Below are 21,685 nucleotides of genomic sequence, written 5' to 3'. Positions count from 1 at the left end.
CATGTGTTTGTGGAGCTCAGTACAAAACCACAAACGGATTCGACACCCCGGTGATCGCCGCTAGGCGCTGATCCCGCTCGATTTCGGAAGCATCTGGCGGGAACTGTTTATTCCAGGTATCGAAGACCCGTCGCTGCGACCCGCTTATGCGATGGCCGTAGCGGTCTTCAAAGTAGAAGTAGATGCGGGCGATCTGTCCCTTCACGGCATCGGGCGGCTCAACGAATCGCCCGCCGCCCTGTCTGGCCACCCGGAATCCGCAGCCTGAAATGACGGGGTCTTCGGTCCCAGCGCTGACCATTCCAAACCGGTAATTCGACCGAATGGCATTCAGCGCGCCGATCACCGGAATCAAGTTGTGGGGATCGGCTTCCATGAGACGGTAGGTCTCATCCACCCGGCCGCAGTGCGTTCTGCCATCGGTGCCCTGAGGCGCATTGCGCCAGCAGGGGCGCTGGCGGCCAAAATCGGAGGCTGGGACCACATGCCCCCATTCGATTCCGCCCTGCCGATTCTGGAATTGCTCCGTCCGCATTGGGCAGGTCGCCATATCGACACGTAGACGGCTGTCGAACGTGCAGTCGCAGTAACGGTCTGTCCGCACATCGAAGTAGACATCCCGCGCCAGCATCCGCTTTGCGGCATCGAAGCTGGTAGGGAATCCCGACGACCGCAGGATGATGGTCTGGGGCTGTTGCCGCGCGGCGCGCGTCGATTCATTGCTCGACGCTGCCTGAGAGGGTGTCGGTAATGGCTGTTGTAACAGCGTTACATTAGGACTCGGCTTTGATTCAGGTTTTGGTCTCGGTGCCGCAGCAACCACTCTCGCTGGAGGCCGAGGTGCGGGTGATATTGATGGTCGGGGCTCGGCAACACCCGAAGATGGCAGCGCCGCAGTGACACTCTTGGTCACGGAGGCCAGATCTTTCTGGAGGTCGGCACCGAGGCTCGACAGCGTTCTGCCAACCCAGTCAGATCCCTGCTCGGAACTTACAAAAGCCACGGCAAGCACCACCACCAACAGCACCCACAGCGGTGCGATCAGCTTGGCAAAGATCGATTGAGTACGGCGAGCAGGCGCTGCTCTTCGGCTGCGACGCCGGGGCGTTGCAGCCTTGGTTTTTCGTTTGGGCATGTGGAGCGAGCCAGCGCGCGTGAGCGCTGGATCGAAGCTGAAATTAGATGGCCATCATTGTCGCGGTTGGCGCCAATGAGTGCCCAGTAAATCCGGCCAAGTAGCGAAAATCATTTCTGCCCCAACACCTCACGGCTATCCTCGACGGCTTGCCGACTGTCGAGCCGCGTGAGACTGTATATCCAGCCAGTCTCCGCTTTCCTCCAGGCATTCCCCCCATGCAGCGCTCTCTGATCCCGGCAACCACCACACCGCTATTTCCCTCCGTCAGATTCAGCGCGAATGCGCTGCATCTCGGCGATGCGCATCCAGAACCGGTCTCCCTGCGCCTGCCGCTGATTGCATCACCCTGTCCTCAGGCAGGGTTTCCGTCACCAGCGGCTGACTACGTCGAGGAAACCCTGGATCTCAACGAGCTGCTGATCCGCAATCCCCCCGCGACGTTCTTCGTCCGTGTCCAGGGTGAGTCGATGGTCGATGCCAAGATCTTCGAAGGGGATGTGCTCGCGGTGGACCGCTCCATTGATACGCGACCTGGATCGATCGTTGTCGCCACCTATGCTGGCGATATCTACGTGAAGCGCCTCGCCAAGTTGGCCGGCGGACGGCTTGCGCTGGTGTCCGAAAATGCGGCCCAGCGTGATCAGTACCCCATTCTCTATCTCGATCAGGCGGAGGACTGCACGCTGTGGGGTGTGGTCACCGGATCGGTGCGGCGGTTCTAGGCGGCGCGGCTGCTGCGATCTGTTTCGGAATCACTGGGTGGAGTCTCACGGTTTGAGACAGCAGACCAATAGCCTTCTGTCCATGGACACAATCTCCCCTTCCAGCGTAGACACCGACAGCCTCGTAACCGGAGCGCGGCCAAGGGTGCAAACCCGTTTCGCTTTGGTCGACGTCAACAACTTCTATTGCAGCTGCGAAGCCGTTTTCGATCCACGGCTTGCTGGCAAGCCGCTGGTGGTCTTGTCGAATAACGACGGCTGCGTGGTGGCCCGCTCTGCCGAAGCCAAGTCCCTAGGTATCAAGATGGGTCAGCCGTGGCACCTGGTACCGAAGGAGTTCAAAGCCCGTGGGCTGAAAGCCCTGTCCAGCAACTACACCCTGTACGCCGACATGAGCCATCGGGTGATGACCATCCTCGGGGGCATGGCACCCAGACAGGAGGTCTACTCCATCGATGAGTGCTTCCTCGATTTTTCCGGGATGGGCTTGATCACCACCACATTCAGAGACCACGGTCTGCTCATCCGAAACCGGATTCAGCAGTGGACCGGACTCACCGTCTGCGTCGGCATCGGCAGCACCAAGACCAGAGCGAAGCTTGCAAACCACATCGCCAAGAAGAACCCGCAGTGGGTAGGCAGCTTTGATCTGGAATCGCTCACGATCGATGAACAGCGCCAATGGCTGTCATCGCTGGATGTCGGTGAAGTCTGGGGTGTGGGTGGTCGATTGACCGCACAGCTCAAGGCCATGGGCATCCACACGGTTCAGGACCTGAAGGACGCCAATCCGAAACGGATTCGCGGTCAGTTCTCGGTGGTCTTGGAGCGGACGGTCGAAGAGCTCAACGGCATCAGCTGCCTCGACATTGAGGAGCTGTCACCCAAGAAACAGCAGATCCTGTCGTCGCGTAGTTTCGGCCAGCACGTGACATCAGAGGCAGATCTCAGAGAAGCCGTACTGACCTATCTGGCCCGCGCCGCCGAGAAGCTGCGCGCTCAGGGCTCCATCGCGGGAATGTTGCAGGTCGGCATCCAAACCAATCCCTTCAAGCCGGATGTGCCCCAGTACAACAAAGCCATCAGCTGCAAGCTGGCAGAGGCCACTGACGACACCTTGGTGCTTGGGCAGTACGCGGTGAGGATGCTCAAGCAGCTCTACCGCGAGGGTTACGTCTACCAGAAGGCATCGATCATGCTGACGGATCTCAGCCCCAGAACCGAACGGCAGATCACGCTGTTCGAGGACACGGAGGGGAGAGAGAAGCGAGAGCGCCTCAATGCAGCCCTCGACACCGTCAACCGACGATATGGCAGCCGGACCCTGCAAACAGCAGGTGCGGGCATTCACAAGAGCTGGAGCATGAAGCGCGGCAACCTGTCGGCGGCGTACACAACGGATTGGCGTTCGCTGCCCACGGTGCAGTGAGCAAGGACCGTCAAGCCAAGATCATCAAGTGATGAGTGATCAAGCGATTCAGCCGCCCACCCTCAAACGTATCCATATGCAGCGCCTGCGGCAGATGTACCGATCAGCAGGATGGCCATGTCTGGACAGCATCGAGATTGATCTCATCGCGGCAGGGCTACTGGAGAGGGTCAACCCAGAAGGCAAACCGGAATACCTGCGGGTGAGCGACAGCGGCATGCAGGTCCTGGCGCAGTCACTGGAAACCAACCGCGCGGCTTACGACGCCCATGAGGCGTTGGTCAGAAAAGTAGCAGAGGGTTCTACCCCGATAGCACGGACACTTTCGAGAAGGCCGACAATGGCCAAAAGGAGTGTTCATGTCGAAGCGAAGGAAGTTCAGCCCGGAGTTCAAGCGCGGGGCTGTTGAGCAGTGCCGCCAGCCGGGTGTGAGTTGCGCGCAGGTCGCCCGGGAGTTGGGCATCCGGGACAGCCTGCTAACCCGCTGGAAGCGCGAGATTGAGGGCCAAGGGCAAGTCGCCTTTGGTGGCACGGGCACCGCCCGCGATGAGGAGCTGGCGCGGCTCAAACGCGAGCTTGCCCGGGTGAAGAAGGAGCGGGATTTTTTACGCGAAGCGGCGACGTTCTTTGCCAAGGGGTCGTCCTGAGATATCAGGCGATCGAGCGTTGCCGCGATGATTTCCCTGTTCGCCTGATGTGCCGCTGCCTGCGGGTGTCGCCGAGCGGTTATTACGGCTGGAGTACGCGCCAGCCCAGCGCACGTCAGGTCGACAACGATCGACTGCTTGCACGCATCCGTGAGCTTCACGAAGACAGCCGTGGCGTTCTGGGTGCGCCTCGCATGCAGGAGGATCTTGCCGAAGAAGGTGAGACTGCCAGCGTCAATCGCGTGGCTCGCCTGATGGCGCTGCACGGCGTGCAGGGCTGGCCGCGCAGGAAACGGCGCGGCCCGCGCGGTCAGCCGGGGCTGCCGCCACCTGGCGTGCGCAATCTGCTGGAGCGGGATTTCAATGCTTTGGAGCCCGAGACCAAGTGGGTGACCGACATCACCGAGATCAAAACCGACGAGGGCAAGCTGTATCTATGCGTCGTCCTCGACCTGTTCAGCAAGCTCGTGATCGGGTGGTCGATGCATCACCGGCAGGACCGTCAGATGGTGATCCGGGCCGTCGAAATGGCGATCTGGCAACGTCAGGGCGGATGGTCAGTGATCCTACATTCGGATCGCGGCAGCCAATTCCGCAGCAGTGACTATCAACGCTATCTGACCAGGAACACGCTGCTGTGCTCAATGAGTGCCGTTGGCCATTGCGGAGACAACGCTGCCTGCGAGGGCTTCTTCGGCATGCTCAAGCGGGAGCGCACGCACCGTGTGAAGTATCCGACGCTCGATGTCGCCAAGGCGGATGTGTTCGACTACATCGAGCGATTCCACAACCCGAGAATGCGGCGTAGAGTCGCCAAGCAGGATCAGAAGTTTTCAGCTCTTTCCAAACCGTCCGTGGTTACGGGGTAGAACCCAGAGCAACAGATCGAGCAGGGCCGGATTGTCTATCTGGACCTTACCCTGCTCAGCAAACCCGGTGAGGACTGGCAGCACAGCAGGCCGGATGTATTCTCGATCCGGAAAACGACTTCAGAGAAGTATCTCGAACCGATCATCCACGAGGTGAAGGTACGCCGTGCTGATCTGCTGGGGGACCTGAAGAAACCGGAAAAGCATCAAGGCTATCTCGCCGCTGCTGGGCAGTGCATCTACGTGCTGGCGGCAGGTATCGCCAAACCGGAAGAGATCCCCGAGTGCTGCGGGGTGATGGTCGAAGAAGACGACAGACTCGTGATGGTGAGAGCGGCACCGAGGACGGAGCCCTTCGTGCCCAGCATTTCAACGTGGGTGAGCCTGGCCAAGGCCACGCCGTATCGGTCGGAGCGAAGCTGGGCGAAGATGCTATGAGAACAATTGTTACTGTTACGGTGCGCGCTTATCGGAGCATTTGTTACTAAGCGGTCCAGCTTGGCCGCTGATCCACGCCGAAGTCGCCACAAATTGCAAAGCGTCGGATGCTAGGTTCCTTAATCTTGGGGGATGCGCTCGCATGATCCAGACACTTGCAGCTGTAGTGCTTGTTACCGTCATTAGCACCGGCATGGCAGCGGGATCCGAGGCCAGGTTGAAACATTCAGAGTTTCGGGAAACGGTGCAAGCCGAAGTGGCCGTGAGTGGCTCGGTTCTGTTTGGGGCTCGCAGCACCGATATTGCATCCGGACGGGATGTTGGACGGATTAACATCCCGTCGTTTGCTGGCAACTCAACGGAGGTCTGTCTGTCGGTGGTGACCCGAGATGGTGTGTACATGGCCCGAAACACGTAGTTACTACCATGAGCTCGTCAATGCTGTTGCTTGGGCTTCTCTTCGTTTTTTTCGCGATCTATTTCCCCGTGAAATGGATAGTGAACTGGCTCCTCGGCGGGTCGAAGTGAGCAGCCTCCGCAGCGAAAGAGGCAGACCTATGAAATGCCTATCGCTTTGAAGGCGGCATCGACGGGGTCAGCATAAAAGCTCACCTGGAACTTGCCGAAAAGCTCGCCGGGGACTGTTGGGATGGCGCCCACGCTGGCCATTGGCATCAGCACGCGCTTGGCACCCGCATCCAGAGCCATTTGCAAGCAGTCGGCCAAATTGTCGACCGGTGTGATGTTGCCACCCAGGCTCATGTCTCCCAGGATCACCAGTTGTTGTTGCACCGGGCGGTTCACGAGGCCCGAACACAGCGCAATGAAGCTCGCCAACGTCAGCGCCCGTGGCGCGCCGCTGTTGTGCAGCTCCACCAAGTGCAGGTGATAGTCGTGTTCATTGACCTTGCTCCCTGCGCTGACGCGATTAGCGTTCGCCTTGAGGTAGTCGAATCCGACCTTGAGCGCCTCTTTGGCTTGGGAACTGGACCCAAGACCTGAGGTGCTGAGCTTTCCGCCGCCTGTCGTGACCTGCGTCTCGATGCGATACAGGCCCAAGTGTCCGTTTGATCCTGTAGTGATCAGGTGCAGGACACCAGGCTTCGACGGCGCATCAGGGATGAGACCGCCACCGCCCTGCTCGGCCACCAGCACATAACGCTCTTCATCGGTCTTATGATCAACGTAGCTGAAGTTCACGTCATAGAACTCCATGCCGCCGATCTTCTTGAGCTGCTCCTTCACCCGGCGGCGCACCTCCAGCGCGTACTCCAGGCAGCGCTGTACGGCCTCCTTGTCGAACTTGCCATGCGGGTAAAGCAACTTCAGCAGCCCCGACGTGGTCCGCCGCACTGCGATGGTGTCGCGCTGGTTCAAGTCCTTGCCAAGCCGGAAGTACTTGTCGATGGCATCCGCAAAATTATGCTTGCGCATCTCGCGCAGATACTCGGCCAGATAGTCAGTGATCAGGCCGTAGTGATCCGTGAAGAACTCCGGACGCATCTTGGGGATCTCCCAGCCTGGGATGTAGGCATGGAAGCGATCAAAGAATGCCGTGTCGATCATCGCAGCCGGGAACGGCGCCAGCAGGTGGCTGGTCTTCACCAGTGTTTCTACCGGCTGATTGATGTTCCCGATGAACATCATGCTGGCGGATGCCGAGATGGCATCGCGGCCCCGTGCGAACGAGCCGGAGGCCATGTAGTCCTTCATGATTTGGACGCCGTCCTTGTCCTTGAAGGTGATGCCTGCCACCTCGTCAAAGGCCACGACATCCCACATCCCCACCAGTCCGACGATGCGCCGCGCCATGTTGTAGAACAGGTTGGCCACCGTCGTTTGGCCGCCAGAGATCAGGATGCTATTGGGGCTGACCTCCTTGTAGATGTGACTTTTGCCGGTACCGCGCGGGCCCAGCTCGCAGCTGTTGTAGTTGTTCTCCACATACCCAACCATGCGCGCCAGCAGGTGCCAGCAAGCGCGGCGATCAAGGTTGGTCGGCTCCATGCCTGTGGATCGAAGCAGTACATCGATCCACTCGTCTTCGGTGAAGGCATCCCGCGCCTTCATGAGCCCGTCCATATCCATGTTCGGCATCTGGATGGGCTTGAGTTCGGTCACCACGAACGGCGACGTTTTGGAGCCCTCGTCGAAGACATAGGCCAGCGTCACGATGCACCAGATGCCGCCTGCCAGCAGCTTCTCGAACTCGCGTACATAGCGGTCGTGGATCTCGGCGTCTTTCACGCCCAAGTTATGGAACAGCGCCTGATAGACATCCTTCTTGTCGTTCAGCGTCACCGACACCTTGTCGATGATCTTGAAGCTGCCCCGTTCCTTGATGCGGCTCTTCACTTTCTCCGCTTCATCGGGGCGCACATAGTTTTCGGCCAGGATCTTTTTAACGGTCTCCATGCCCGCGTCAATGACCGTTTGGTCATCAGACGCGCAGTACATGCCGAGTAGGTACTCCAGCACGTACACAGGCACGTTGGCGCCCTCTTTGAGACGCTTGGTGAGGTCCTTGCGGACCACGCGACCGGCAAAGTGCTCGTTGAGCAGCCGGTCGAGATCGCGCGGCTGAATTTCAGAAGTCAAAGTCATTGGTAAACGCCAAGTCGATTTTCACTTCGGTGCGCATTAGCTCCACCGTTGTGTCGGCATCCGAGATCACCAGGTGATGGGTGTCGGATCGGTTAAAGGGTCCTGCGGTGAGATTGAGGCTCACGGTCCGCTGGCGTTGGCCAAGATCCTCGGCCTCACTGTCCAGCGTCAGGTGCTCGATGTTTGAGATTGGCTTGTTGCTGGGTCCGTAAAGGCCCACCCGAATCGCGACAGGCTTGACGCGCTCACTCACCGCCTCGGCCTGCAACAGCGTAAAGGCATAGCGGTTGGTGGTGACACGAAAGTTACTGCCCAGCACCGTGACCCCGGCCTTGCGGATCTCAGTCGCCTTGGCCTTTGCGCCGCGCTGTTGGCGCACGGTGATGACCGGCACCACCACTTCCTGCAACGCGGCACCGCCATGGACGAAGCGCGCACCGCCGACGAAGTGGAATCGCGCGACACCCTTTGGTAGCCAGAACATCATGTCGTCGTCGCACCCTGCTGTGTTGCGCACATGGCCCGTGTGGGCCTGCGGTACGGAGGGCAATCCCTTGCCGATCAGGTAGCGCTTTTTGGCAACCACGGTGCCACCGGGCTTCTGGGCGAGCGCGTTTTTGTCTAACGCTTCGAGGTCGCTTTCCCGGAAAAGAAACCCGTGGTCGGCGGTCACCAGCACATGATGGCCGTTGAGATTGTTGATGATGCGGCTGACGATCTGGTCCAGCTCGTCGATGGCTTTCCGGCAGGCCGAAAATGTCTCGCTCTCGGTGCTGGCGGTGTCGCCAATCGCGTCGATTTTGTTGTGGTAGACGTAGATCACAGAGGCGTCCTTCACCGCCTCACGCCCCTGCGCCTTGTTCATCGCGAGGAAGTCTTCAGCCCTCAGCGCCAGCCCGTCGTGCTTGTTCAGCAAGCGGGAGCGCTGATCTAAGCCCTCAGTTGATTGTCCGTCAGCCAGCACCAAGCCCTTGTCGTTGTAGCTCAGGACCTCATGCGGCAGCAGGCTCGCCATGCCCAGCTTGGTGTAGGACGGCAACACACCCAATTGGGCTGCCAGCGTCGCCAAAAACCGGTTTTTGCCGTTGAGCTGTTGTGAGAGCTCCTCCGCCACCTCATAGCGAAGCGCATCGCTGATCACCACGAACACCCGGCGATCCGCATCGCCTGACAAATACTTCAGCACCTCGCGCGCAAAAAACGCCTGCTGAGACGGCAGCCCCTCGACTTGCCACTGCTCCAGCAGTCCGCCTTCAATGAAGCCGTCCCACCGCTGCGCCAAGGGCTGCAAGAAACGGTTGAGATACCAGTCCTCCACCTTTTGACCCACGGCCTGCAAGGTATCGGCGCCGCGCTGATCCACCACATCAGCATGCTCGTGATACTGGCGGTAGAGCTGATCTACTTCGAACAGTTCATCGGTGTAGCGTTTCACGCACTCGCCCGCCGACGAAAACTTCAAACTGGCCGGTAGCGGCAGACACAGCTCGAAGAAACGCATCGCAGTTTGCGCGGCCAGGTAATAAGCGTTCCAGGTCTTGCGCGGCGCTTCCGGTGTATCTGGCCAACGAGGATTGGCCCAGTAACCATCAAGGCGCCGAGTCATCACTGCTCTCAGCTCGTGGGTCACCACGTCGCTGCTGTCATTCAGCAGCGCCGAGCGAATGCGGTCCGCCAACTGTCGCTCCACCGCGATAAAGCTCATGCACACGGCCAGGCGGCTTAGGGGCACGTCCGCCAGAAGATCCGACACATTCAGCTCGCGGCCCACCCGAGACGACAGCACGTCGTAGGCTCCCTGCCGCAAGGTGCTGTCACGCCACTGAGACAGAAATACGCATACCGTCGCCGCTTTGGGGCCGGTCAACAGCAGTGGCTTCAAGGGCACGGGCAGCGACGAGCCAAGAGCTGCTCCTAGATCGGTCACCAACAGGTGTAGCAGCAGATTCCAGAGCTTCGTCTCAACCGCGCTGTAGCCGAAAGTCGCCTTTGCAAAAACCCAGAACGGCGCTTCCAAACCGAGCTTTTGAATTGCCACGAATGCAGCGCAACCTTCGGGCTCAGCGCCTTCGTCGAGCGCGGCGAGAGAGCTGAAGAGTGCCGAGAACACATGAAATACATCCGGCTGCTCCGCTCTCACCGCAACGGCCAGCATCTTCAGGTCTATGGCGGGTTCAAGATCATCAGGCTGTAACCAACGTTTCAGGCGCTCCACCCGCTCCTGACTGGCGAGAAAGCGAGCCCGCGCCTTCAAGTGGTCACGTAGATGCTGGTTCTTCAGGCCCAAATCCTGAATCAGCATGGCGGTTGCATCGGCCTCAAAGCGGGCGGCATACAGGCGCACATCCAGTAGCCAGTCGGACTCAACCGGCGGTGGCGGCTGGTTGTCGTAAATCACAAAGGGTTGTTTCGGCGCGTCCAGCTCAATCCGGCGCTTCAATGCAAAGGCAGATTCCTGTTCAAGAGAGACGATCTCAACTCCCTCTAAATCTATCTCCGAGACCATCTCGGAAAGCTCTGCATCAGGGTCTGACCACCAGATGATGCGATTGCCCCCAGCCAGCAACGACGCGAGTCCTGCCTTGATTCTCTCTACCTGCCCTTGGCTCTGCGGCTGCGGCATCAGGCCTCCCCATATTGTTCAAGCGTCTGCCGGAGCAGCTCGATGGCTTTCGCCTGTTGTACCGGCTTCATCAGCCTTATGTTGTGTAGCTTCCACTGCACGGCGGGGAGTCGGTCAACGCCCGTATGCGGGAACAACGCCCAGTCTGGCTCCCCCTGTTTGACAGAGAGTAGAAATGCCTTGTCCTTGGCTGTCATTAACTGCTTCAGTCGGCTCAGAAGTCTGTCCCGCACCGACTCCAAGTCAGCAAGCGACATCGGCTCGCGCGTCATGCCCTCGAACTGGGTTTTGTAGACAGCCTCCAACGGCTTCCAACGACCCCCCAGCAGCTCGTGCATTGGGCGCCCGTGGCTGATCAGGTACACCAGAAACCCTTCGAAGACCTCTCGGCTCAACTCGCCCGCATCCAGCAGCAGCTTCACGTCAAACCAGTCGCGTGGATGCTGCCGGTCTAACGCCGCGCAAAGCTTGCCACCGTACAGGTCCGGCATGGCGAGTACGGGCATCGAGGCAAAGCCGAATTCAGTCTCCACCCCTGGCGACACGTCCATCACCTCTGGGGGGTGCAACGTGCCCCGCAGCACCGGCGAAACCTCGATCTTGATCTGGATGCCCTGCCGCAGAACGACGATCCGCAGACTGTCCTCGCGGTTGTGATCTTGGCGGGCCTGCGCCCCCGGCAATCGCTCTGACAGAGCGGTAGCGATGCGCGTCAGCGCCGCCCGCGCATCCGTCAGTGATGCCTCACGAGAGGCGATGGGTAAATACGCGAGGTCTATGTCCACCGACAGTCGTAGCAGGTCCCTCACAAACAGATTGATGGCCGTGCCGCCCTTCAATGCGAAGCAAGACTCCTGGGCCACGTAGGGCAGAACGTCCACCAGTAGCCGAACCTGCCGGGCGTATTGTTCATACAGTGCCATTCAGGAACCCCTTCGGCACACTGATGAGGTACTTGGGGTGGATCGAGCTTCCGGGCCAAAGCTGCCGCTTGCCGCTGCCGAGATCGAGCGCTGACAAATCGACCCGCTTCACCCATGGGTGGCCGTAGTGCTCAGCAAGCAGCAGCACCAAGCGCACAACGCGCACCAATCGGCATTTCTCCAGTAGTGATTGCATCGCGGCTGGGCGCAAGGTCATCAGCCCTTGCATTGCATGGTCCAGAGGCTCAAAGCCCGCCTCATCGTGTACGCCGTAAGCCAGTTCCAACACAGCCCGTTCGGGGGTCGATATCTTGAGCGCTATCTCCCCGGCCGTTATTGTTTGAAATGAAGTAGATTCGGCCACAGTCTCGTTCAGCAGCGCTGGCGTGAACAGGGTGAGTGGCCGACGCCAGGGACCACCTACAGCCCACTTGGGCAACTTGGCGCCGGGGTCACCAAACAACGTGATGGGTGCCGCACCCATGACAAGATTCTGGCCAAGTCCAGAGAGCTCCAAAGCGGTCTGTCCGCCCGCCCAAACCGGGCACCCTGCTTTTTGCAGGCCCCAGAGGGCTCCAGGCCAGTCCGGGGAATCTCCAGCTCGTGTGTAAGCCCCTGCTGCAACGGACGCCAGCCAGCCGCTCCGCAGATAGCGCGCCGTGAGGTTGCGGTCGATATCCAACGTCCGCAGCCATGGCGGCGTGGCCACGGCGGCGCGCGGAAGTTGAGAGAGGAGAAGGTTTATCTTGGCGTCCACAGGCGTACTAATAGTACGCTCTGGCGCTCCATGTCAAACCAAACGATCACCAAGACGTCTTGAAGCTAACGTGCACAATCGCCGCGACATTACAGCTGTACAAAACCAGACACTTCTCGCGAGTGCTACTCAACGCACCTTATCTCCAAAATCTTAATCAGCAGCGATAAACCACTATGGGCTGCAATCAATAGCGGAATCCAATAGAGCCACACAGCATGAAGTGTAGAAAGAAAAGGGGCCCGTTTTATAACATCGGCTGGGTCTCTAGTAGTGCGGTAATAGTCCTGCCTCTGATGTTCAGTTTCCTGATCCAAACTCTCAGCATACGAATCGAGGTGTGCGACATACTGACTTTTCTTGAAACTTCGCAGTGCCCTATCTGGTAATAACGCAACCACGAAAGAAAAAGAGAAGAACGAGAAAAGCACCAATACAAGCCAAAGGAAAGCTATCTGGTCCATTGCACTAAATTCAACACCAAGAAATGACAACTTGGTAGGCACTACCCCAGCGTAGACAATCAGATAGCAAATGAAAGACATAGCCAACAGAGTCCTCCGCGCACGAGCGAGGTCATCAGATGGCGCATGGGTCAAAAGTTCAGTTGGATCCGGCTCCCGGTTAAGACTCATCTGAACTACCTCCCGTCACCGCTTTCACCTCTGCCAACAGATCCCCGAACTTGCCGTAGTTGACCTTCACGCCGTCATCCAGATCCAGGGTGATGCGTTGGTCGGCGAAGTGGCGGAGTTTTTCGTCGAAGCTGCGGAGTTCTTCGAGCTGTTTGGCGAGTTTGTCTTTTTGCTTGCGCAGGGCTTTTTGTTGGGCGCTGCTGGTGGTGCTGGTGATGTCGTCTTCCAGCTTGTCGATGCGGGCTTGCATGCGGGACTGGAGGGGGACGACGTATTCCATGCGCATGCGGGAGAGTGTGCCGGCGTTGTAGCGGTGCAGGTACACGAGGGCTTCGAAGGCTTTATGTTTGCCGGAGCTGAACAGCCAGTAGATGGGCCGCTTTTTGTAGGTCTGCAGGTGGTCTTTGTAGAAGTCGCGGCTGAGGTAGCGGCGGATGGTGTCGTCGACGGACTCACTGGCTTTGCTGCCGAGAGATTCGGCAAGCCAAGCCATGTTTTCGGCTTCGGTGTCTTCGCCCCAGACGACGCGGACGAATTCGCGGATGCGGTTGGCGCCGTCGTCGTCGAACCAGGCTTCGTCGGTGATGGGGACGATGCCGTCGTCGTCGGCCGGGAAGGTTTCGTAACGGCTAGGGTCGAAGCCTTCGTTGCCAGCGTGGGCGTAGATCAGGCCGGGGGCGTCGAGGCTATAGCGGCCCATCATGCAGCCGATGGCGTATGAAGTCAGAGCAGCCGCCCGAGAAGAGTCATTTTGTTGTTCAATGCAAATCTCTAGGGGATCTGCCGCTGTCGAAACCACGGATTCAACAAGGCAAAGCCTTGCCATCGTCCGTTGCAGCTCGGATTCCAACGCCAATGTCTTCTCGCGAGCACGGTTTTCTTGATCTTTTAGTTTTGCCGCCCAACCACAGAGTGCCCCTCGGCCGCCTGGCTTGACCCCCTCAATCGAACAAAAATCCCAAGATTGTTCCCGATTATTCCAATCGGCTTTGTGAATTTCGATCAGTTGACTAACAGCATCAACAATTGATGTGCGCTCGGAATCGCTCAATCTGGGTATGGGGATCTTGGCGATATCCCCCACAGGTGAAGTTATCGTAGGGTTAATTGCATTCAAAAAGTAGCCGGCGCTGCTGCTGTTCAAATACCCCAAAGCTACAAGGTGGTCATCGGTGTAGTAGCACGGAGACAAATCTCCCGGCAACACGCCTTCCGGATGCAGTCGAAAACCAAGGGTCGTGGTTGTAATTCTCGGCCAAGCCACGGCCTGCTCAAAATACAATTCCTCACTTGGGATGATGGATCCAGGGAACTCCTTAAGCTCACTTCCATTATTCTTCCAGTTTACGACAAGATCCAAATTCCCAAACCATTTTCGAAAATCACCTCCATTGTTGAACATGAACCACTTTGCTGGAGACTCGATGGCTTCATTTCTGCTCAAGTACCTGAACTCGATCTGTCGCGAATCACATTCATGCCAATAACGAATGAATTTGTCTTTCTGGCCGGTCTGTAAGCCTCGACGTGTTTTTCCTACGTCAGCCAATTTTGGTTGATCGACAAAGGTCGAGATTCCGTCCTGTGTTAGCCAATAGGCGATAGGACTGCCGGGCACCTTAATGAATTCATCTTGAAACGTTGTATCAAAACGATTCTGATTTGTGCGCAGGGCTTCGGCTTTAGCCGGTTCACTCCCGTCAACTAGCCGGAAAAACACCGGGCAGAAACCAGTTATATGCCTTTGTTGAAGCACAAAAGCAGTGGTCTGTACGACTTCGCCGGAGATCTCGCTGAAGGCCCGTGCGCCCAGGTGCGCCATCGTGCTGATGCTGCGATTTTCGAGCAGCTTCGTCCGCATGTCCTCAAAGCTGGATAGGAACATCCAACTCTGCATCGTCACCATGCCGTTGAAGCCGGCCGGCTTGCACCAGCCAAAACCGCGTTCTATGAACATGGCGAACAGATCGGCCTTGCTGGCCGGGAAGGTTTTCTTTGCCCAAGCCTTCAAGTCAGCATTCATGCCTTTGCCGCCCATATACGGCGGATTCGCCACTACAGCATCAAACTGCTTGGCTAGCACTTCCGCCTGCTCCACCAGCCGCAGCAATGTTTCCGCCGCATCCTGCCCTAGCATGTCGCCACCGCCGCGTACGGCCTCCAGCTCACGCTGCAAATCCGGCAAGGCACTCGCCAGTTCATCGGAAATCTGAATCAACGATCCAAAGGTCTTGGCCTGCTCAAACGTCTCAAAAAGCTGGCTCACCGTCGCATAGTCAATCTGCGGCGCATTCAGCGCGCTGTGCAGTTCCGCCGCGCTGCCTTCCTTCGCCTCCTGCAAAGCCAACACATTCAACACCACAGGCTGCCCAAACAACCGCCGATCATCCGCCCGCGCCTTCATCAACAGGGCAAAACCGGCGAGCTGGGCGGCACGGTCGTCGATGTCCAGGCCGAAGAGGTTCATTTCCAGAATCAGGCGGGGGATGTCCTGCCGGCGGTAGCCACGCTCCAGGTATATGTCGCGCAGCAGGTCGTAGGCTTCCACCAGGATGTGGCCGGATCCGCAGGCCGGGTCGAGCAGCGTGAGGGACTCGGGGTTGAGGGTGGCGCCGTCCTCTTTGATCCGGGCCTGAATGAGCGTGTCGAGCTGGGCGTTGACTTCGGGCGTCTGCTCGGCGGGCTGGATGTAGTACTCCCACTTGGTCGCCAGTTGGCTTGTGGAGTTGGCCATCAGCCACAGGCGGCCGAGGCTATTCTGCACCAAGTATTTGACGATCCAGTTGGGGGTGAAGAGCTGAGTGGCGGCGGGGATGTCCTCGCTTTTCACCACCTTGCCGATGACCTGATCCTTCTTCTCGCTGATGTAGAACTGGTAGAGCCAGCCGATGATTTCGACGTCCTGCCAGTCGGCCTCGTCGATGGCAGTGACGAGCTTGCCCAGGATGGAATCGGTGCGCAGCAGGCCGTCGGGCAGCAGCAGCTCGGTGGCGTCGTCCAGCGATTCGAACAGGAAGGGCATGGCCTTGTGCAAGGCGTGGCACTGAGCCAGCAGCACCTCGCGGTACAGCTCTTCGTCGCGGTTGCCTGCGAGCTTGAGATCCAGCGCGCGGCTGCGGTCGAGGCCGGGCAGATCCAGCTCATTGATGTGATCGAGGATCTCGGGCTGGGTGTGGCCAGTGTCTTTGTTGGCCGGGTGGCTGAGCACGCGGTAGCCATGGTCCAGGAAGCCGTGCAGCTCCATGTAGCGGATGGCCACCAGGCGGTTGAACCAGGTGTAGGCCATGGCGTCCATCACCTGGGCAAAGCCTTGGTCTTTGATGCGGGCCTGAAGTTGGCTACGCAGCCCGGACCAATTGGAGGAATACGCTTGGCCGTCAATCAGCAGCACGTCCCCGGTTTGCTGCACCGTGGCAGGCCGCGCCGGGTCCAGCCCCAGACGCTGGGCGCGCTGAGTGACGGCGGCGATGAAGTCCCTACGGGCTTGGGGCGCGTATTTCTTGAGGGCGGATTTGTTCATGAGTTATTGAAGAGCCGCCGTGATACGGGCCTTAAGAGTGGCCCTACGTTGCTTGTAGAACTCGGGGAACCCGAGCAGGTCGGCAGGGAGGTTCGGTATGGCTTGGTTGTCGAGGTACTGCCTTCGAGCCATCTCATCGGGCCACTGCACGGCGTACCACTCTAGAGGCATCTTCTGGCGCTTTTCGTTGTTAATGGAGCCGACGAGTAGTTGCAGGTTCGGCAATTGATTGCACTGCTCGGTGAGCTCATCAACCAGATTGGAATCAAATCCAGCCTTGATCAGCTTTGCCTTAGTGAACCGACCTTTGGGGAAGATGTGGTCAACATGAAAATGCTGGGAGAAGTCGAACCCAGGGAAGAGCACGGATAGGAGAGCGAAGGTGGATTTGTGCCCGTAGGGCAAATCACAGAGCTCGTCGATCTCATCTTCCGAAAAGGTCAGTGACTTGCCACGCTTCGACATCGCACCTTCCAAATCGGCGACAGGAAAGCCACTCGACGCTTTGGTCTTGAGCACCTCACGCAGGTCGGTCAGCAGCGTATCCAGACCACTCCCCCAGATGCCTGACGCCTTCAGCAGACTGCGGACCAGCCATTTGCGAACGGCCTCTCGATCAACTGCGAACTCCGAGCGCGACAAATAGCCTTCACCCAGCGCTCTCATGTGTAGGTAGTACGCGATGGGCAAGATGGCGCTGTCCGCTCGCAGGTTCTGGCCGTTGAATCCGAAGCTGGCAAGCAAACGGACTGCGAGCATCAATGAGGTTCGGATGACCTGCCACTGATCCTCAAGCTTGGCCATGTTGGCCTTGTTGAAGTTCTCGACCTTGAAGCCAACGCTGCCGATATCGGCAAGCATCAGCCCCGCTTTCAGCACGAGGTCCTTGCTGTAGGCAAAGCCATCGCCCTCCGCATTCATCTCGTCCACCAGATCATGAATCTCCTGGCGGGCATCGAGTTTGCTCCATTGCGCAACGGCAATGGAAAGCAACAGATCCGAGTATGAGAGCGCCGTGCCGCCGCTGTTCATCCGGATGAAGATGTTCAGGACGCGCTCAAGGTCCTGATTGGTTTCCTCGTAGTAGGACACCACCTCTCGGTCGTGAATGGTTTTCAGCAGATGCCGAAGCACTCCACGAGCGGTCTTCCGCCGCTCGCCGTCGGCGATGTGGTCGAGTTCGTCCACCAGCTCATCATGTGATTCGCTGACGACTCTCGATACCTTGAACCAGCATTGGTCAGGCGTCGCTTTCGCCAGCTGGTCACCGGTGAGGAATTCAAACCGATACTGCGATCCGCTTTCCGGGTCAGGCTTGCCCAAGAGGTCGAGGTGAAGATGTCTGATCGGGAAGGCTGCGTCATTGGTTCGCCACTTTCCGGCGATTCGCCATGCGTAGGAGCCACGCAAACCAATATTGAGCGCGGTCATGCGTTGCTGACCATCGAGCACGGCCGTCAGTGCTTTCTGCGGAAGGGCCTCGATCAGCTCGCAATGGTATCGGTCGCGCTGATGAAAGTGCTGGACGAAATCGTAAAATTGATACTGCGCTTGTTGCTCGGGTTCGATTTTCCAAAACAAGAAGGTTCCGAACGGATACCCCTGCATCAGGCTGTCGAAGAGCTTGCAGATTTGCTCAGGTCCCCAGACAAATTCCCGTTGGATAGCTGGAAGAATGTATTTGTGGTCGACGATGCCGTTGAGCAGATCGTGAATTGTTCCGCCTGGCTTATACATTCACGTCCCTCTTGGTCCTGTCGGTTTGGCTATCGGATCTCAATGCGCTCACCCCGCTTGAGCGCTGACATCATCTCCGCGCGTAGCTTTTCGAGGAATGCCTCTGCCTCGGTGTCTGAGCTGATATACGCCGTACTGGCGAGCTGGGCCGCCCGCAGGATGTGAGGTTTCTTGAACGCAGGCGCGATGATGGGCTCGCCTGAGGGGATTCCTGCTGATCCGCCTGCTGGGGGCACAGGTGGCGGCTGGGGTGCCACCTTGCGTTGGGCTTCCTGCCAAGCATGGATGCGGTCGATGGCCTCATCGGCTTGATGCTGTAGCTCGTCCTGCAACTGGAACAGGTGCGCGAGGCTGAGCTGTTGGCCAATCTGCGCCTTGCGGTCTTGAAGGGGCTTGAGGCTGCGGTTGCGCAGGTCAGCGTCGGCCTTCACCAGCTCAAGTTCGGCTTGAACCTTGTCAATGGACTTTTCTAGGTTGGCGAGGGCGCGGAGTCGTGCGGCCTCCAACAGATCGTTGTTGGCTTTCTCTAAGGTGGAGATCAGGCCATCGGCTTCCCGCAGCAGCCCGTAGGGAGCGTCGGCGTTGAGAATGAGCTCGATGCGTTGCAGGGCTGGACCTGCTTGGGCGTCCTTCTCCAACTTGCTGCGGTTGAGGCCGAAGCGCTGGCTGGCTTGTTTGAGACGGTCCCAGGCTTCTTTCTGGCTGCCGAAGAAGTCCTTGAGTTCGTGGAAGGTGTCACCCGAATCCAGCAAGTCACTTTGTTGCGTGAGAAAGCCACTGATGGCGGCATAGCTGTCGGCAGCAGCCAGTTGACGATTGACGACCTCCATGGCGGCGGCGATAGCCTTGCCACCGGGGTAGCCGTTCTGACTCATGAGCTTCCACTTTTCCAGCTCGACCTTCCAGCCGCTGAGCTGTCGGCGCAGTTCGGCGTAAAGGGCGTCCTCCCCATCCGGGCCAATCTGGTGGAAAAGATCCTTCATCAGCTGCCGCGCCTTCTGTAGCTCGGCCGAGCCCATCGCCTGCCGCTTCTGGACTTCTACGCTGCGCCACCGCGAAGGCGTGTTCAGCACCGGCCAGAGTTCCTCCACTTTGAGCGCTGTGTTGTTGTAGATGAGGGTGAGTTCGCCCTGAAGGACCAAGCGCACGACCAACAAGAGGGTCTCCCATTCCGGCCAGCCGTAAGGACGCCGGGCAAAGTGTCCATCGGTGAGGTCGTGCAGAACGATGCGCCGCGAAGCCTGGGTTTGTAGCGCGATGAGCTGGCTCAGTTCTTTAAGCGCGCGCGGATTGGTCTGCGAAGTGGTTTCGAGGTCCAGCCCCGCCGTGCCGTGGGTGGCGATGAGGGTGTGGGCCTCCTTCTGCGGATCGGGATTGAGGTGCTCGATGTAGCCGAGCTTGGAGAAGGTGTTGGCGACGAAGTAACCCAGTGCTTCATCGACCAATGCCTGCGGCGCGCTGCCCTTGAGGGTCGGCTTTTGGCCTGCGGCGTAATAGTCGGCGTCTTTGATCAGGCGCTCGACAATCACCGACAGACGGCCTCTGCGCTGGCGGTTTTCTTCGGTTCGCTCGCGGAGGATTTTCTGGGTGGCGGATGGCAGCGAGTTGTCGGCCTTGCGGCTGACATAGCGGTCAGTCTGGAGATAGAGGCGCAGCTCTCGGGCCAGCGCTTCGTCATCACTCATGCGCACGATGACGCTGCCGGGTGCATTGCCGCTGGCCATGATGCAGCGTGGCTCGTCAAAGCTGCGGTGCTCGTCGTTCAACGGGCTGATGACCTGCAACGGCAAGTTGCCTTCTTCAGGCCGCCCGTGAGGAAAACCATCGCAGGTGAGGTTGAGGCCGAAGTCCTTGCGATTGGTCGGGTAGCGGAATTTGCGGATGCCCTTGAGCACCTCTTCAAAGACCAGCTTGCCCAGCTCTTTGGCCTCGTCAGCGCTGCTGAGATCAACTTCCTTGATCTCGCGGCTGACATCCCGCTCTTCGTTGGTGAGGAAGAAGAAGTCATCGCCGTTGCGGGCGACGAGTGTTTCCTTTTCCAAACGCTGGAGGCTGGCTTCTATCTCGTTGCGGAGCGCTAGGCGGTCGGCATCAATGCGGTCGATGAACAGGGTGATGAGGTTGTCGACGTTGCCCTTGAGTTCGTCCACGTAACGGATGAGAAACAGGGTTTTGAGCAGCAGGACGTCAAAGGGCTTGAGGCTGACGTTGCGGCTGGCGTTATCGATGGTGGATTTGACGACGCCTTCGAGAAAGCTCTCGATGCTGGAGTAGAAGCGATGGAGAGGAACAAGAATGCCGACCTCTTCCTCGGCAACCGCCGTCGCCGCTGACTGGAAGGCATCCAGGAGCGAACGCTCGCCACGTGCGAGATGCAGCCCTGTGGCGCCCGCTTTGCGAATGCTCTCGAAGATGCGCTGCACCAGTTGGAACTGGTAAGGCGCGAAGGGATACACCTCGGCAAAGTGATTTTGGTCGCCGTAGGCACGGAAGGTTCGCCCGGTGCCCACGAAGCTCAGCTGATTGCTGAGGATGTCTGCTTTACCCGAGTAGAGCTGGGTCAGCTGGTCATGGATGGGTTTGGGCTTGGCCAACAGGCGGGCCTGAATGACCTCATCGACATTGGCGCTGGAAAGTGACAACCGGGTTTTGAAGCGGCCCTGAATCTTCGAGAAGTCGTTGGCGCGGGAGGCGCGGACTTCACCGATGACGGCATCGATGTCTTCCTGTGAGGTGACCACCACCCAGGCACGGCCACCGCAAACGGTGCCGAGGTTTTCGGTGATGGTTTGCAGGCTGAGCATGAGCTGGGTGTCTTTGCCCACGAACTGGCCGATTTCGTCGACGAGGAACACCAGTCGGCGCGACTTGCCCTGCTTGTCGAGGTAGTCCTTGATCCATTCCGCGAAGTTCTCAACGGTCAGGGAGAAGTCGGTCTCAAAGCGCTGCATCCAGGCTTCGGCATCCGGGATCGCCTGGCCGAGTGCTTCCGACAGGGCCTTACCAAAGGCATCGAGATGGAAGCTGTAGGCGTCACGGGCGGCCTCCCACGACTCGCCTGCATCGGCCTCGAAGGTGGCACGGAAGCGGTCGTAGACCCCCTTGGCACTGAGCATGCGCTCCATGTGCGCAATGTGTGCGTGGTCGCCGCAGTAGCCAAGCTTCTCGTTAAACACCTTGAGGAAGACGCGCAGCACGGTGTCTCGACCATCTGCTGCATCGGCTTTGCTGTCGATGTTGAACAGCAGCACGTCGGTGTCACTGGAGACGGCGCGCTCGATGTCCGCCACCAGCATGGCATCGGTGATCTTGCTGCGGAAGAACTCGGCTGCCTTGCGGGTCTGCCCATCATGGGTGACCTCGCGGTTCTCCAATAGGTAAGACAGGATCTTCAGGAAGTGGGACTTACCAGAGCCGAAGAAGCCGGAGATCCAGACGCCCACTTTGCCTGCCGCTTCTTCGGGCCGTTGCAGGGCGGCAAGATAGCTGTCGAAGAAGCGGCGAAAGTGCTGGTCCAGCTCCTTGGTGACAACGTACTCGTCAAGCTCCTGCCAGACCGATGCGGCATCGTTCTGGTCCGCCTTGATGACACCATTGATGTTGCGGCGGATGGGCCGCTCGAAGAGTTCCTGAATTTTCATTT

General features: G+C 58.7%; 13 protein-coding genes. 5 read left to right on the top strand and 8 right to left on the bottom strand.

The window, feature by feature from the left end; all coding sequences use genetic code 11:
* Window positions 1-16 precede the first annotated feature (16 nt).
* Window positions 17-1,135 (bottom strand): endonuclease, encoded by a 1,119-nt coding sequence (locus JN531_RS14535; RefSeq protein WP_228349578.1) that lies wholly within the window; start codon window positions 1,133-1,135, stop codon window positions 17-19.
* Window positions 1,136-1,353: 218 nt separating this feature from the next.
* Between JN531_RS14535 and JN531_RS14530 the strand changes: the two genes are divergently transcribed.
* From JN531_RS14530 to JN531_RS14510, 5 genes are all read left to right on the top strand, one after another.
* Window positions 1,354-1,860 carry a LexA family protein gene (locus tag JN531_RS14530; RefSeq protein ID WP_228349577.1) on the top strand — a complete coding sequence of 169 codons (507 nt, stop codon included), beginning with the start codon at window positions 1,354-1,356 and terminating at the stop codon, window positions 1,858-1,860.
* A 52-nt stretch (window positions 1,861-1,912) separates the two neighbouring features.
* Entirely contained in the window at window positions 1,913-3,289 is a 1,377-nt protein-coding gene (locus JN531_RS14525; protein ID WP_228349576.1) for a Y-family DNA polymerase, read from the top strand.
* A gap of 31 nt (window positions 3,290-3,320) precedes the next feature.
* Window positions 3,321-3,698, top strand: coding sequence for a hypothetical protein (locus tag JN531_RS14520; RefSeq protein ID WP_228349575.1), 378 nt, complete (start codon window positions 3,321-3,323; stop codon window positions 3,696-3,698).
* Window positions 3,649-4,805, top strand: a protein-coding gene (locus tag JN531_RS14515) for an IS3 family transposase (RefSeq protein WP_228347778.1) whose coding sequence is annotated in 2 segments (ribosomal slippage) — window positions 3,649-3,889 and window positions 3,889-4,805 — 1,158 coding nt in all. Because the reading frame shifts where the segments join, the coding sequence is not laid out codon by codon here. The genes JN531_RS14520 and JN531_RS14515 overlap by 50 nt, the downstream gene beginning before the upstream one ends.
* A gap of 153 nt (window positions 4,806-4,958) precedes the next feature.
* Window positions 4,959-5,243 (top strand): hypothetical protein, encoded by a 285-nt coding sequence (locus tag JN531_RS14510; RefSeq protein ID WP_228349574.1) that lies wholly within the window; start codon window positions 4,959-4,961, stop codon window positions 5,241-5,243.
* A 555-nt stretch (window positions 5,244-5,798) separates the two neighbouring features.
* On the opposite strand, the gene brxL is transcribed toward JN531_RS14510, so the two are convergent.
* The 7 genes from brxL to brxC form a co-directional block, all read right to left on the bottom strand.
* Window positions 5,799-7,847 (bottom strand): protease Lon-related BREX system protein BrxL, encoded by a 2,049-nt coding sequence (gene brxL, locus JN531_RS14505; protein ID WP_228349573.1) that lies wholly within the window; start codon window positions 7,845-7,847, stop codon window positions 5,799-5,801.
* The gene (pglZ, locus tag JN531_RS14500) at window positions 7,831-10,470 is read right to left on the bottom strand and encodes a BREX-1 system phosphatase PglZ type A (protein ID WP_228349572.1); all 2,640 of its coding nucleotides are present in this window, start codon (window positions 10,468-10,470) and stop codon (window positions 7,831-7,833) included. The genes brxL and pglZ overlap by 17 nt, the downstream gene beginning before the upstream one ends.
* Window positions 10,470-11,393, bottom strand: coding sequence for a nucleotidyl transferase AbiEii/AbiGii toxin family protein (locus tag JN531_RS14495; RefSeq protein ID WP_228349571.1), 924 nt, complete (start codon window positions 11,391-11,393; stop codon window positions 10,470-10,472). The genes pglZ and JN531_RS14495 overlap by 1 nt, the downstream gene beginning before the upstream one ends.
* A complete protein-coding gene (locus tag JN531_RS14490) occupies window positions 11,380-12,150 on the bottom strand; it encodes a type IV toxin-antitoxin system AbiEi family antitoxin domain-containing protein (protein ID WP_228349570.1) in 771 nt (256 codons plus the stop codon). The genes JN531_RS14495 and JN531_RS14490 overlap by 14 nt, the downstream gene beginning before the upstream one ends.
* A gap of 624 nt (window positions 12,151-12,774) precedes the next feature.
* Window positions 12,775-16,305: a BREX-1 system adenine-specific DNA-methyltransferase PglX gene (gene pglX / locus JN531_RS14485; protein WP_228349569.1), complete on the bottom strand. Its 3,531-nt coding sequence runs from the start codon at window positions 16,303-16,305 to the stop codon at window positions 12,775-12,777.
* Between the two features lie 3 nt (window positions 16,306-16,308).
* Window positions 16,309-18,042, bottom strand: a complete 1,734-nt coding sequence (locus JN531_RS14480) for a DUF262 domain-containing protein (RefSeq protein ID WP_228349568.1) — start codon at window positions 18,040-18,042, stop codon at window positions 16,309-16,311.
* A 29-nt stretch (window positions 18,043-18,071) separates the two neighbouring features.
* Entirely contained in the window at window positions 18,072-21,683 is a 3,612-nt protein-coding gene (gene brxC / locus JN531_RS14475) for a BREX system P-loop protein BrxC (protein ID WP_228349567.1), read from the bottom strand.
* Between the last annotated feature and the right edge of the window lie 2 nt (window positions 21,684-21,685).

The organism is Flagellatimonas centrodinii (assembly GCF_016918765.2).
Taxonomy (GTDB): domain Bacteria; phylum Pseudomonadota; class Gammaproteobacteria; order Nevskiales; family Nevskiaceae; genus Polycyclovorans; species Polycyclovorans centrodinii.
This window is presented reverse-complemented; position numbering and strand designations above follow the sequence as displayed.